This is a genomic window from Pantoea sp. X85 (assembly GCF_029623675.1).
GTDB lineage: Bacteria > Pseudomonadota > Gammaproteobacteria > Enterobacterales > Enterobacteriaceae > Pantoea > Pantoea leporis.
This window is the reverse complement of the sequence record NZ_CP121109.1, coordinates 689681-702928: the sequence shown is the minus strand read 5'-3', so window position 1 is coordinate 702928 and position 13248 is coordinate 689681. Positions and strand designations below refer to the sequence as shown.

At 49.0% G+C, this 13248-nt stretch carries 12 protein-coding genes; 5 read left to right on the top strand and 7 right to left on the bottom strand.

Going from position 1 to position 13248, the window contains the following annotated elements:
- Window position 1 precedes the first annotated feature (1 nt).
- The 4 genes from P6287_RS22810 to P6287_RS22795 are packed head-to-tail and all read right to left on the bottom strand — an operon-like array spanning window position 2 to window position 3940.
- Complete coding sequence (locus tag P6287_RS22810) at window positions 2-946, bottom strand: carbohydrate kinase family protein (RefSeq protein ID WP_277975351.1); 945 nt, start codon at window positions 944-946, stop codon at window positions 2-4.
- A complete protein-coding gene (locus tag P6287_RS22805) occupies window positions 946-1785 on the bottom strand; it encodes a carbohydrate ABC transporter permease (protein WP_064739810.1) in 840 nt (279 codons plus the stop codon). The genes P6287_RS22810 and P6287_RS22805 overlap by 1 nt, the downstream gene beginning before the upstream one ends.
- Window positions 1775-2683 (bottom strand): sugar ABC transporter permease, encoded by a 909-nt coding sequence (locus P6287_RS22800; RefSeq protein WP_064739811.1) that lies wholly within the window; start codon window positions 2681-2683, stop codon window positions 1775-1777. Before P6287_RS22800 ends, P6287_RS22805 begins: the two co-directional genes overlap by 11 nt.
- 9 nt (window positions 2684-2692) lie before the next feature.
- The gene (locus P6287_RS22795) at window positions 2693-3940 is read right to left on the bottom strand and encodes an extracellular solute-binding protein (protein WP_277975121.1); all 1248 of its coding nucleotides are present in this window, start codon (window positions 3938-3940) and stop codon (window positions 2693-2695) included.
- A gap of 799 nt (window positions 3941-4739) precedes the next feature.
- On the opposite strand from P6287_RS22795, the gene P6287_RS22790 reads away from it, so the two are divergent.
- The 4 genes from P6287_RS22790 (at window position 4740) to P6287_RS22775 (ending at window position 8534) form a co-directional block, all read left to right on the top strand.
- On the top strand, window positions 4740-5177 hold the full coding sequence (locus tag P6287_RS22790) for a VOC family protein (protein WP_137387207.1): 438 nt from the start codon (window positions 4740-4742) through the stop codon (window positions 5175-5177).
- A gap of 871 nt (window positions 5178-6048) precedes the next feature.
- On the top strand, window positions 6049-6690 hold the full coding sequence (locus P6287_RS22785) for a hypothetical protein (protein ID WP_222234214.1): 642 nt from the start codon (window positions 6049-6051) through the stop codon (window positions 6688-6690).
- Between the two features lie 247 nt (window positions 6691-6937).
- Window positions 6938-7849: a hypothetical protein gene (locus P6287_RS22780; protein WP_277975120.1), complete on the top strand. Its 912-nt coding sequence runs from the start codon at window positions 6938-6940 to the stop codon at window positions 7847-7849.
- A gap of 46 nt (window positions 7850-7895) precedes the next feature.
- A complete protein-coding gene (locus P6287_RS22775; protein ID WP_210080058.1) occupies window positions 7896-8534 on the top strand; it encodes a LysE family translocator in 639 nt (212 codons plus the stop codon).
- Window positions 8535-8953: 419 nt separating this feature from the next.
- Here P6287_RS22775 and P6287_RS22770 read toward each other — a convergent pair whose 3' ends face one another.
- Genes P6287_RS22770 through budA form a run of 3 tightly spaced genes read right to left on the bottom strand, consistent with a single transcriptional unit; the run spans window position 8954 to window position 12220 of the window.
- On the bottom strand, window positions 8954-9727 hold the full coding sequence (locus P6287_RS22770; protein ID WP_192235625.1) for a (S)-acetoin forming diacetyl reductase: 774 nt from the start codon (window positions 9725-9727) through the stop codon (window positions 8954-8956).
- Between the two features lie 16 nt (window positions 9728-9743).
- Window positions 9744-11423: an acetolactate synthase AlsS gene (gene alsS / locus P6287_RS22765; protein WP_277975119.1), complete on the bottom strand. Its 1680-nt coding sequence runs from the start codon at window positions 11421-11423 to the stop codon at window positions 9744-9746.
- Window positions 11424-11437: 14 nt separating this feature from the next.
- On the bottom strand, window positions 11438-12220 hold the full coding sequence (gene budA / locus P6287_RS22760) for an acetolactate decarboxylase (RefSeq protein ID WP_277975118.1): 783 nt from the start codon (window positions 12218-12220) through the stop codon (window positions 11438-11440).
- Window positions 12221-12324: 104 nt separating this feature from the next.
- Between budA and P6287_RS22755 the strand changes: the two genes are divergently transcribed.
- Window positions 12325-13203, top strand: a complete 879-nt coding sequence (locus tag P6287_RS22755) for a LysR family transcriptional regulator (protein WP_277975117.1) — start codon at window positions 12325-12327, stop codon at window positions 13201-13203.
- Window positions 13204-13248: the final 45 nt, after the last annotated feature.

Below are 13248 nucleotides of genomic sequence, written 5' to 3'. Positions count from 1 at the left end.
TTTAAAACTCCTGGGAAAGTTGTAGTTGATGCCAGTCAGGATAACGACGCGGCAAGGTGCTGATAGCCAGTGACGCCACCGAAATCCCCCATTGCAAAGCCGTGGTGAGATCTTGCTGATGCAGCAGGGCGGTGAGAAATCCGGCGTTGAAACTGTCGCCCGCGCCGATGGTATCCACCACCGTGACCGGACGCGCAGGCTGACTTACTGAGTTATCTGCCTGCCAGCAGCGCGCGCCCTGCGGGCCGCATTTCACCACGCAGCCGCCGCGTCCGCTCAGCTGTTGCGCCAGCATTTGCGCGCTGGCGGGCAAGTCGTCTGACGCCGCCAATCCCAGCGTTTCCACTTCATTGAGCAGCAGCCAGTCGCACAGCGGCAGCCAATGCGTGATCTGCTGACGCACTTCGTTTGTCCAGCCCTGCGGCGGCCAGCCGGTATCGACGGCGGTGACAAAGCCGCGCTGCTGTAACTCGGCGAGCAGCGCAGGATAATCGTCATACAGATGCAGACACAAAAAGGTGCCGCACAGCAGCACGATATCGCCGTCAGACGCGGTAGCCGGCAGTTGATCCAGCACATCCTGCGCGGTGAGTTGCACGATATGGCCGAGATTACTCAGGAAAGAGCGTTCGTGATCCGAATGCGTCACGCCAACGGTAAGCGAGGTTTCGCAGCTGTAGCGCGTCCAGTGCGCAGCGCTGTGCGGAAAATGACTCGCCAGCCAGGCGCTCAGGCCATCATTGCCCTGATTGGCGACCGCGCGATGGCGCACCTGCATCGCTTCCAGCGCCAGCGCGCAGTTGCCCGCCGAGCCGCCAGGACGCAGTTCGCTGTGATTCAGCATCACTTCAGTACCGCGCTGCGGCCAGTTATCCAGCGTTCCCATGATCAAATCGACATTAATGTTGCCTACCACATACAGCGTGGCGGTGAGTTTCTGCTCCATCATCCTTTGCTCCCGCCACTGGCAAGGCCGCTAACCAGCGTCTTCTGCAGCCAGATGGCAATAAACAGCGGTGGCACCGACGCCAGAATGCCAACGGCAGCGATTAAGCCATCATCGGTGGCGCGTCCGGCGGTAAATCCGGCAATGGTGACCGGTAAGGTTTGTGCGGCGATATTGCTGGTAAACAGCAGCGCATAGAAAAATTCGTCCCACGCCAGCAGCCAGCCAAACAGTGCGGCGGCCCCCAACACCGGCTTCGCCAGCGGCAGCGTAATGCGTAACAGCACTTGCCAGACGCGCAGGCCGTCGAGCCGCGCCGCCTGCTCAATATCCTGCGGCAGCGTATCGAACTGGTTTTTCAGCATCCAGGTAAGGAACGGCAGAATCAGCGAGCAGTAAACAATGATCAATCCGGGCCGCGTGTTGAGCAGATCGAACTGCTGCAACAGGAAGTAGAGCGGCAACACGAATGCCACCGGCGGCACCATATAGATGGCAAGTGAGGCAAACAGCCAGCCGTCGCGCCCGCGGTAGCGCGAGAAGCTGAACGCCGCCGGAATGGCCAGCAGTAAGCAGATGATTGTCGCGCCGGTGGCCACTAAAAGGCTGTTGCCGAGTGCATGCAGAAACAGTACGCCCGGCTGGCCCGGCTCCAGCGACAGCAGCTTGCCATAGCGGGTGAAATCCCACTGGCGCGGCAGCCACTCCAGCGGTACGCGGGTGAGATCGCTGGCGGCGCTGACGCTCATTAAAAACAGCCAGCCCATCGGCGCTAACACCGAGAATGCCACCAGCAGCGCGGCGGCGTATTTACCGACATGGCGCAATTTAACCTTCATGAGCGCTTCCTTTGCGGCGCTGCCGCCACAGTAACAACATGTAAAGCGTGATCAGCACCGCGCACAGCAAGGTCATCAACATCGCGTAGGCCGCGCCGCTGCCGGCACGCAGGTAGCTAAACGACTCCTGATACACGTAAAAACTCAGGGTTTTGGTGCTATCGACCGGACCGCCGCGCGTCATTACGTAGATGATGTCGAAAATTTTGAAGGCGTCGATGGTGCGCAGCACCAGCGCCACGCTGAGCGGGCCAACAATCGCCGGGAAGGTGATGGCACGAAAACGCCGCCACGCTGATGCGCCATCCAATCGTGCGGCTTCAAACAGATCGTCGGGGATCGATTGCAACGCCGCCAGCACCAGTAAGGTCACCAGCGGATAGTTTTTCCAGATATCGGCGAACATCACCGCGTTGAGCGCCGAATCCGGCGAACCCAGCCAGCTGCGATAGCCATCAATGATCCCTAACTGCGTCAGCAGGGCGTTGATGCTGCCGTAATCCGGGTTGAAATTCAGACGCCACATCATGGCGTTAACGATGGTCGGCAGCGCCCACGGCAAAATCACCAGCACGCGCAGCACGTTGCGACCGGCGAATTTCTGGTTCAGCAACAGCGCTACCAGCACGCCGATCACGCCTTCAATTGCCACCGACACCACGGTGAAATAGAGCGTGCGCCACAGCGAACTGCGGAAATCCGCATCGGTGATGGCGAACAGGTAATTTTCAAAGCCAATCCAGCCCGGCGCTTCACCGCTGCCGATCAGGGCGGCATCGGTGAAACTCAGCCAGATGGTGCGTAACAGCGGCCATGCGGTGAGCAACAGCATCACCAACAACATGGGTGCCAGCAGCACCCATGCCTGCCGTTGTTCGCGTTGACGCAAACTCAGCATTGTTGCCCCTTAGCGCAGACGCGCCGCACTCTTATCTACCGCTTGCAGCGCGGCATCTGGCGTTGCGCTGCCCACCAGCACCTGCTGCAACTGCTGCTGCAGCGTGTTGGAGAGACGCGAATAGTCAGCCGTTTCCGGACGCGACAGCATCACGTTAAGCGACTTATCCGCCGCCGCGATCAGGCTTTCCTGGTTTTTCAGCACCGCCGGATCCTGATACGAGCTTTTCCAGATCGGCAGACTCAGCGTGGCGTATTGGTTCTGTACCGGCTGTGAAGTCATGTAGCGAATGTATTGCCATGCCTGATCCGCATGCGTGCTGCCTTTAGTGATGCCAAGGCCCATCGAACCGTTTACCGCACCGAATTTGCCCGGCGCATCGCCTGGCGCGGGAACGATGCCCACCTGGCCGGCGACCTTACTTTGTTTAGGATCGTTGGCCATGTTGTACATGTAGGTCCAGTTGAGCGCGAAAGCTGCATCGCCATTGGAGAAGGCTTTACGCACATCCTCTTCCAGATATTCGCGTGAAGCCGGATTGCTCAAGCCTTCATCCAGCGAGCTTTTCATCAGCTTCACCGCTTGCAGCGAGGCCGGGGAGGAGAAATCGAGTTTGTCGTTGTTATAGAACTTGCCACCGAAACCTGATACCAGCGTGGTGTAATCGCACACCAGCGCTTCCGCCTGCGACCAGCTCCACACCAGCGGATATTTCACGATGTTTTTCTGCTTGATGATGCGCGCATCATCCATCACCTGCTGCCAGGTTTGCGGCGGGGTGGTGATACCGGCTTTTTCCAGCATCGCTTTGTTGTAATAGAGATATTTGGTATCGAGGATCCACGGCATGCCGAGGGTTTTGCCTTTGAACTCAACGGTGTTCATTGCGCCGGGGAAAATCTGCCCTTTTTCATCAGCGCTGATGCGGCTGCTGACGTCCTGCAACAGATCGAACTTAGTGAATTCTGCCGGCCAGATGGCATCGAACAGCACCACATCGTAGCCGTTACCGCCCGCGCCACGCGCCGCAACAATTTTGTCATGCAGCGCTTCATACGGCACAAACTCAAGATTAACCTGCACCTCTGGGTGCGTTTTCTGAAACGCCTGCGTCATGGCGCGGATATCATTTTCGCTATACGCCGCCTGCGTCATAAACAATGCATTCAACGTGGTTGCCGCTGCCGCGCTGCCTACGCTGGCTAACAGCACCGCTGCAAAACATCCTTTTATGACTGGGTTGAATCGGATTTTCATGGTGTTTTCCGCCTTGATGCAAAAAGAGGGTGTTTTATTAAATCAATTTGATGGATTTAATAACGCGCACAGGTTGTCAGGTTGCTGCGGCTGACATCGGTTAGCTAAAGCAATTGACGTGCCAGGGCATAAATCTCGTTTGCCGCTGGACACTACTTTGCACAGATTTTTGCCGCTGTCAGGTAAACAGATTGTAAAATGTGTGGCCGATCATAGATATTCATGTGGTTTTAAAAAGGAGGACAGTTGTGAAAAGTGCCGATCAGCTTTTTGCCGAATGCATTGTTTAGGTGCAGTTGCGTTGAGGCTTGCTGCATGAAAGCGCATCTCTTAACGGCGAAATGCCGTTATCAGTAGCTGGTTAGGATGAGATTTTCGGCTGATAATACAGCCAAAAGCGGACGTCAAAATGATGACGGCTTAGATAGTTCTGTCACATCAAACATAACACCGCATCTTGAACCTAAGCACCATCTACTGCTGGCGTTCCCTGGTGAAAAACCAGAGTTCACTGTCCTTCCTCCGAACTTAAAGCAACCTGAGCTTTTCCAGAAGCATTCTGCTTATCCTCAAGTGATCCTACCGTATGCTCTCTTCTAACATAATAGTGCTTCACTGAATTGCCGCAGCCCTTCTTTGCGATTGGAAATTAGAGACAGCTTCGAGCGAAAAGAGGATATTCGCAATTTATCGATAAAAGATGCAGGCTTGTAAAACGTTCGCGCATTTATGGTGTAGAAATAAAGCAGGCTTTTTATATAGTTGGCTGATGAACTTTCAAAAATCAGTAGGTAATCACATGATCTTAAGTGTCAATCACGTTGGTTTTTCAGTTAAAAATATTGAAGACTCATTATTATTCTGGACTCAGATTCTTGGCGGTAAATTATTACGTGAAGGAAAAATGTCTGGGCCTATAATCGATGAGGTTACAGGTGCAAGGGGAGCTGATGTACGAATGGCTTTGCTTGAACTGGCTGATATTCGAATTGAATTACTTCAATACAATAACATTGAGCAGCCAGAAGAACCTTCAGCGCCCTATATCCCAGGCTACGCTCACCTTGCTTTTATGGTTGAGGATCTTGATACGCTCTTAGGCAAAGTATCGGACTACGGTTGGAAGACGCCGGGTAAACCTCAAACAGTGTCGTCAGGACCCATGCAGGGTACCAGAGTAATATATTTACAAAGTCCTGATGGTCAGACGCTTGAATTGATGGAACGCAGCCAATGAGACCCACATATTATTAGCTGTTATCCTTTAATTAAAACCGTGATGTTTGCAAAGCCCTCTTAGTGAAAAGAGCGGACGACGCCAGACCAATGTCCTCTTTGAGCGAGCAGCGGATGTTACTTCACGTTTAGGGCGGGGCTAGGGGTTTAAGATCTGATTGTTCACTTTGCAATGTTGATAAAAATTTCTTTGCTTTTGTGAATAAGTTTCCGCACATATTGATGTGTAGAACTCCTGTCTGTGCTATCGAGTCAGCCTCGCAACTAAAGTGAACAAATCAGCGATGCTGGTAAACCTCGACTAACCGTTAATGGATGTGACTTTAGCCTGACGGCATGATCACAGCTGTCTGGTTAGATGGATTTAGATGATTAATTGATTTGGTTCTATTTTATCCAGATGGTCTGTACAGACTTAAATTCAATCCATCATAAGTATTTTGATGGGTGGTTTAAAAAATAAAGATAAACATTGTTAATAATTTTATTCTTTTCATAACTAACTCTTCTTTCATACTGATTGGTTTCACTGCATTTCTATTTGCGTATTAATAATGACATAGTGGAATATTGTCGTAAATTAGTCACAGAGCTATGATCGGAAAAAGATATATATATTTTATGATTGGATTTAATTTAGATTGATTTATAACCAATTTGGTTAATTTAACTGAATTGATTGCCTCGGGTAGAGATTTATATGTTAGCGGAATTCAAAAGCCCCGAAAACAGTGTGTTTTTTAAGCGTTGTAAGTCAAATTCGATGTTATTTATACAAATATCATGCACTTATAAGTTTAGTGACATGTAAATTCAATGCAGTTAAAGTAAATGCAATGTAAATATCTGGTTGCAAATTGAGCATTTATGGAATGAATCTACGACAAAAATGGATATCAATTATCTCTTTCTTGGCACTAAACCCTTCACTTTTATTACATGTTTGTGAGGGTGGGGCTAGATCCAAATCCACCTCTGGTGAAAGCTGGTTAAAATTAAAGCGCATTAAGAATGTGAATGGCGATAATAATTTAAATAACTTCCCTCATACTCTTATTAGCTTATGCCTAAGGCATAAAGCCTCTAATCATATGTTGTTTTTGAAAGTCAAAAAATCCATAAATTTACAGATTTTTGATAGACTACTTGAAGCATCGATTTGTATTGATGAATTCAATTTACATTCTGGATTGCACATATATGGAAATCATGAAAAATACTACGCGTTGAAAAAACTCTGGCTCAATTCTGGAGAGATGTACCACAACGCATTGATTACCTTGCTAGAAATGCGAGATGTTAAATCCTACCTAAACAGCAGTGACGATATTGGCATTGGTTGTGATTGTCCTCAAGACGTGCTTTTCATTGAGGCCGATTATGAAGAGTATTTTTATCAATTAGTCGGCATCATCGCTGCGCAAAAATTAACAATGCCGCTTTTGATTGAAAAGGTAATGCAAGGAGCACTACGGCTTGGAATAAAAAATAAAAAAAATTCTGATGATTTATGAAAAAATAAAAAATAATATTGATTATTCAGATGGGTGGATTCAAGAAGAACTCATTCCATTATTAGGTAACAAAATAAAAAATAAAAAATAAGAAAGCTGTTATGCTCGGAGCTTCAATTAATTAAATGCGCGAGCTGATTATTATGATGCGCTGCTGAATATTACAAATTAATCATCAAAGGGAAAAGTTTTATCTCAACCTAATGGTTGTTCTTGCCCTAATGGGCTTTAAAAATGGAGTAGTGAAGTGATTAATAAAAAGTTCAGCTTAACGAAAGATCAAATTTCTGATTTTCAAGAGAAAGGTTTCCTTTTGTTAAAAGGTTTTTATTATCCAGAGTTTGTTAGTTATATCAAGTCAACTATTGGTCAGTACATTGATAAACCTACTGATAAGTATCAGACCGGGTTCAGTCGATTAGCTTTTGACATGTACGATGGCGATGAGGTAGTGATTGGTCTGTTGAAAGATCCAGCATTTAAGAAGGCAATGAAAGACCTGACTGGAAGGAATATGTTTTATGCACAAGCATTATCTTTTGAGCTTGAAAAGCTCAAAAATAAAGGCTTTCCATGGCATATCGGTACACAGAGTTTTGGCTACCATCATGCTGAAGATTTTGGATGCACGATCTGGGCTCCTTTAGTTAATATTAATCCAAAAGGGCAACGTGGGGGTATGGCTTACGTACCAAAAAATCGCGTAAACGGTGACTATCTTTACAGTCATATAGATCCCTCCGTGTTCAGTATGCTGCAGCAAAAAATTGACGCGAATGAGAATCCTACTACAGACGATTTCGTTCAGTGGCGTGATGGTCCTCTTAACGATAACGCACAGATGGCTATTCTTAATCACTTTGGAGTAGAGGATGAATTTGAAGTAGGAGATGCGCTTATTTTTGACAAATACGTTATCCATCGAAGCATAATGCTTGGCGAAGGAGAGGTAGATATCCGTGCAGCGTTTGTTATGCGTTTCTTCTGCTCTGAAAGCACATATGATGCCAAACGAGCCAGCGATTTGGAAATCCCAAGAAATTACTTTAAGTATGCAGGTCCAACAAAATTCCACTTGGAAGTAGCTAAGAATGAGGGCGATCGCCTTGTTGACAGCGCTCTATTTGCCGGGCAGGAATACAGAGATCTTTCAATCTAATCGATTAACCGCGGGGGGATGCCCCCCATTTATGCAGGGCAAGTTTATGTCTCAGATTTACCTTTACATCTTAATTGCCAGCTTAACCATAGCGAGCCCGGGACCGGGTGTATTGCTCACGTTAACGAATACACTTAATTACAGTTTACGTAGTGCCTTAGCTGGAATTATTGGTGTGGCAGCAGGTATGGGTGTGATTTCTATTATTGCAGCTAGCAGCTTGGGAATAATTATAACAACTTCTCAGTTTGCGTTGATTGTGGTCAAAATTGTAGGTGCTGCTTATCTTGCCTATCTGGGCGTTAAGCTGTTTCGTTCTACTCCAAAAAAAATGAGTGAATCTGGAAGTGAGAGTATTTTAATTCTTCCATCAAAATCATCAAGGTTTCGTCAGGGTTTTTTTGTTTCTTTGCTTAATCCAAAACCCATCGTGTTTTTCATGGCGCTATTCCCTCAGTTTATAAACGCTGAAAAGCCTTTTATCAGCCAGTTCTGTATTCTTTCTATGATTTTTTGTGTGTTGGTGGTTATTATCCACTTCATATATGGTGCTTCGGCTAGTTCAGTGAAGAAAAAACTGGCCACTGGTAAAGCCTTTTCATATCTAAATAAGACTGGTGGTAGTGTGTTTATGGTTTTTGCTATTGGCCTAATAGTCTCTGTTATTACACCATATTTTCATTGAGTGCTGGTGTTGAATAAAGGTGGCCAAAGTTGTTGTGGCCGCCTTTACTTTCTGAAGACGTATGTTCTTAAGCAGAGAAGGTGACATTTTTATCCTGGCACGAGAAAACATTATCAAAATACACGTTTGTACAGTGGGTAAGGTTCACCGATGCCCAAGACGAAGCAGCGCTCCAGAATATTTACGTTTTAGGCGTTACTGTCAGCGCGGCATAATTATTTTCATAGTTAATGTGTAAGTATCCTGCATGATTTAGGCATTCAATATCAAATACTCATTAGTGCTTTAACTTCCGCTTTTGGCACAGAAGTGCCTTTGGCGAATATATGTCCACTGTGGGCGAAACCCGATATATGCGGGCAAAAGTGCATGATTAATAGCTTACCCACACGGCAGTATGGGTAAGCACGATCCGCGAATCAGTTGAATACCATTCCGCCGTCGATCAGTAGCGATTGGCCGGTCATGTAGTCGGAATCCGGTCCCGCCAGAAATGCGACGCATGCGGCCACATCTTCCGGTTCAGATAGCCGGCCCAAAGTAATACGTTTTGCAAATTCCTGCGTCCCAAAGCCAACCGGTTTACCCGCCGCTTGTGAAATTTGCCTGTCGATCGATTCCCACATGGGGGTTTTAACAATACCCGGACAGAAGGCATTGACCGTAATGCCTTTAGACGCAAGATCTTTAGCCGCTGTCTGCGTCAGCCCGCGAACGGCAAATTTGCTGGAGCTATAAACTGCCAGCTCCGGATTGCCAACATGTCCTGCCTGAGAGCAGGCATTAATGATTTTGCCACCGTGATTTTCCGCGGAAAAAGCGCTAATCGCCGCCTGCATTCCCCAAATCACACCCTTAACGTTGACGTTATAAACCTTATCAACAATCTCCTCGGTGATATCGGTAATCGGTGTTGATGGCGCAATACCGGCGTTGTTCACAATGACGTTGAAATCACCCAGCGCATGGCGCGCTTCTTCAACGGCGTGAAAAACGTTATCGCGTTGGGTGACATCAACCTGCAGCGCGATAGCCTTTCCTCCTGATGTGACAATCTCATCAGCGACATGCTGCGCCGTTTCAAGATTGAAATCCGCGATGGCTACGGAAAAGCCGTCTTTTGCCAGGCGTAAGGCAATGGCTGCGCCAATGCCCTGTCCGGCGCCGGTTACAAATGCGACTCTGTTTTTCATAATCATATCCTTTCAATTAGAGAATTTGACTCAGGTGTAACTGACTCATCAGTAGCGGGTTATCGCTGTAGTCGACCGGAATTGCGACCACAGCGGGGCCGCTGACATCCATTGCTTTGCGCAATGTTGGCTCAAGTTCTGCCGCACTGTTAACGGAGAAGCCGGCTGCGCCAAAGGCTTCGGCATAGGCTTTAAAATCCACCGGACCGAAACTGACGCCTGAAACTCGCTGATACTTTTTCTCTTCCTGCATGGCGACCATGTTGTAGGCGTTATCAACCCAAATGATGTGCAGGATATTGGCCTTCAGCCTGACGGCAGTTTCCAGTTCCATGCTTGATTGCAAAAATCCGCCGTCCCCGGACACCGATACCACCTTGCGTGAAGGATCAACCAGCCAGGCACCAATAGCCCAAGGTAGGGCGACACCCATGGTCTGTTGACCATTAGAGATCATGATTTGGCGCGCACGGAAGCTATACAGATAGCGCGCTATCCAGATATGAAAGCTTCCCATATCAACGGTAAGGCTGATGTCAGAGTTAATGATGTCTTGCATCGCATGCACGATGCGCAGGGGATGCAGCGCAAATTGATTTAAGCTGGCACCTTGCATCGCCAGTAATTGCCGTTGCTGCTGGCGGTCTTCCAGTACAGCGGCCGCAGCGTGACTTAGCGTTAATGGTGAGAGGATACGGGCGGCAATCTTGCATACGGTCTGCGCAATGTCGCCTACCAGTTCTGCATCGGGCTGGTAGCGGTTATCCGTATCAGCCGGTAGCACATCAATATGTACCAGGATGGCTTTGCCGCTGTTCCACATTGCCGGCTCATACTCAACCGGGCTATAACCGATAGTGATGATCAGGTCCGCCTGCTGTAATAGCCGGTCTCCAGCCTGGTTGTTAAATAATCCAACCCGTCCGGCAAACCTTGAGAAGTGCTCCTGTCTGACTGCGCCTGCAGCCTGGTAAGTACTGGTCACGGGGATCTGGCTTTTTGACAGCAGTTCATGGATTGCGGCGCTATTTTCTGGTTGGCTGGCCATCAGGCCCAGCAGGATAACCGGATTTTTTGCCCGGCTGATTTCCTGGCTGACAGCCTCAATTAGGGCATCGGGGGCCGCGCCCAACTTAACGTGTCCACTGTTTTGCAAAGGGCTACCGGAAACCGGCTGATCAACAATATCCTGCGGCAGGCTGATAAAGGCACCTCCACCGCGTCCGTTTTCTGCATAACGAAATGCGTTAGAGACACATTCGGTCAGCGCGGAGGGGGCGGTGACCTCAACAGCATATTTCGTTACCGGACGAAACATCGACACGGTATCCAGGCTCTGGTGAACCTGTTTGGCGCTATCCGATCGTTTCACCGCTCCGCCAATAGCCACCACCGGATCGCCTTCGCTGGTGGCGGTTGCCATGCCGGTAACCAGATTCGAGCAGCCTGGTCCGGAGGTCACAAGTGCAACACCGGCATGTCCCGTAAGTCGGCCTACCGCTGCGGCCATAAAGGCAGCATTTGCCTCATGCCTGACAGGGATGAGTTGAATGGGAGAATCCACCAATGAATCAAACACTTTGTCGATTTTGGCTCCGGGGATGCCAAACACGTGGTTTACGCCTTGTGCTTCAAGCTGCGCGACCACGAGATCGGCGCCGCTGTTCCAGTGGGTGTGGGTTTTTAACGTTTTCATATTGCCCCCTATTGTTAGCTTTCGACGGCGCGAATGGCTTCATCAAGATTGTGCGGCGTGAGCTCTGCCTGAAGAAATTCGGTATCCCGGGGAAGATCAATGACAAGCTTATTAATGGAGCCAAAGGTTAGCGTTCCTTCCTTCAGCACATAATCGAGGATGTGCCCACCGCCTTGCCGGTCATCCGTAATAAAGTGCTCGTGATAACCCGCCACGTTGATTCCCTGCATGTACTGCGGCGTACGGAAGCCAATCAGTTCACCCTGCGTCTCTTTAAATGCGAAGGTTGGCTGATCGCCCAGCACTTCCGGCATCGAGCGATAAGGGCGACATTGGCAGGGAACGGTTCGAGTCCGTACGGCATGAAAGCGACCACTGATACGCATGGCACAGAATTGGTTATCTGAAGTGATTTTGCTGTCGATAACCTGATGAACCTCTTCTCGCGTGGCGGTTTCGGTAAAGCGGTGGCGATTTTCAGGTTTGAAAAAAGTCATCACAGCAAACGGCGTTTGTTGCTCGGGCTGGGCAGGATTGGCGCTGCCATCGGAGCGTAACTGATAGACCTTGCTGTCGAAGGCAATGAGTTCTCCATCCAGTTGGTTGAACGTACCCAGTCCAAAATCGCCTTTCTTTAACAGATCGGACACCGTGGTGGATCCGTCATAAACACCGCTCAGCAGCGCGCTCATCAGTGAAGTCTGATAGATAACCTTTTCTGGTGAATCATCATGGAGTTTAAAGACGGTTTCTTTCAGCTGTTCCTCACATGAACAGGCAGATACAAACTTACACATTTGCCACCTCGCAAACCAATAGTTAAGCCGTGTTAATATCATGGTGGGCTTTTTGGCTTACCGAATCCAATAGCGAAACCTGTTAACTTTGAGACGTTTTTGATATGGAACTTCGCCATCTGCGTTATTTTGTTGCTGTCGCCGAGACGCTACATTTCACTCGTGCTGCAGAAATGCTCGGCATTTCTCAGCCACCGCTGAGCCAGCAAATACAGCGGCTGGAACATGAGATTGGGACACCATTACTGAAACGCCTGACGCGCGGCGTTGAACTCACCGAGGCGGGAAGGGCATTCCTAAATGACGCCACTGAGATTGTGCAGCTGGCCGACCATGCGCTTGAGAAAGCCCGTGGTATGGCGCGGGGTATAAGCGGACAGATGTCGCTCGGGTTTGCAAGTTCTGTCGCTTTCGGGGCACCTGTGTTTGACCTTCTTCAGCGTTTTAGAACGCGTTATCCGGCAATGGAACTCATTGCCAGGGAAGAGAATATGGCTTTGCTGATGCAGGATCTGCGGGATGGGTTGCTTGATGCGGCGTTTATTCGTTTGCCGTGTGAAAGCAGCAAAGCGTTCAATTTGAAAGTCATCGCTACCGAAAGAATGATGATTGCGCTACCTGCGGGCCATGCATATAGCTCCCAAGGCACCATTGCATTAGCACAGCTGGTGAACGAAACATTGATTATGTTTCCGCGCGAAGTCGCTCCCAGCCTGTATGAGCTCATCGTCAGCACCTGTCTGCGCGCGGGGTTCACCACAACACGATTTATTCAGGCTCCCCAAATCACCTCGTCTCTCGGCATGGTCGGAGCAGGTTGTGGCATCGCGTTGGTACCAGAGTCCATGTGCTGTGTGAACAACCCGCATGTTACGTTTTGCGAAATAGAGAATAACTCCCTGTTTACCGATATCGCCTTTGCCTGGCGGCGCAACAATCCCTCCAGGACGGTGATGCATCTACTCAGTTTGATTAGCCAGTGATACGGCTAACTCTGTGACATTGATGCAGTGCCTGACCATCGAAAT

What these genes read in the sequence shown, in the direction of transcription:
- P6287_RS22810 (WP_277975351.1), bottom strand. Translation starts at nt 946, where the DNA reads ATGGAGCAGAAACTCACCGCCACGCTGTATGTGGTAGGCAACATTAAT.
- P6287_RS22805 (WP_064739810.1), bottom strand. Translation starts at nt 1,785, where the DNA reads ATGAAGGTTAAATTGCGCCATGTCGGTAAATACGCCGCCGCGCTGCTG.
- P6287_RS22800 (WP_064739811.1), bottom strand. Translation starts at nt 2,683, where the DNA reads ATGCTGAGTTTGCGTCAACGCGAACAACGGCAGGCATGGGTGCTGCTG.
- P6287_RS22795 (WP_277975121.1), bottom strand. Translation starts at nt 3,940, where the DNA reads ATGAAAATCCGATTCAACCCAGTCATAAAAGGATGTTTTGCAGCGGTG.
- P6287_RS22790 (WP_137387207.1), top strand. Translation starts at nt 4,740, where the DNA reads ATGATCTTAAGTGTCAATCACGTTGGTTTTTCAGTTAAAAATATTGAA.
- P6287_RS22785 (WP_222234214.1), top strand. Translation starts at nt 6,049, where the DNA reads ATGAATCTACGACAAAAATGGATATCAATTATCTCTTTCTTGGCACTA.
- P6287_RS22775 (WP_210080058.1), top strand. Translation starts at nt 7,896, where the DNA reads ATGTCTCAGATTTACCTTTACATCTTAATTGCCAGCTTAACCATAGCG.
- P6287_RS22770 (WP_192235625.1), bottom strand. Translation starts at nt 9,727, where the DNA reads ATGAAAAACAGAGTCGCATTTGTAACCGGCGCCGGACAGGGCATTGGC.
- alsS (WP_277975119.1), bottom strand. Translation starts at nt 11,423, where the DNA reads ATGAAAACGTTAAAAACCCACACCCACTGGAACAGCGGCGCCGATCTC.
- budA (WP_277975118.1), bottom strand. Translation starts at nt 12,220, where the DNA reads ATGTGTAAGTTTGTATCTGCCTGTTCATGTGAGGAACAGCTGAAAGAA.
- P6287_RS22755 (WP_277975117.1), top strand. Translation starts at nt 12,325, where the DNA reads ATGGAACTTCGCCATCTGCGTTATTTTGTTGCTGTCGCCGAGACGCTA.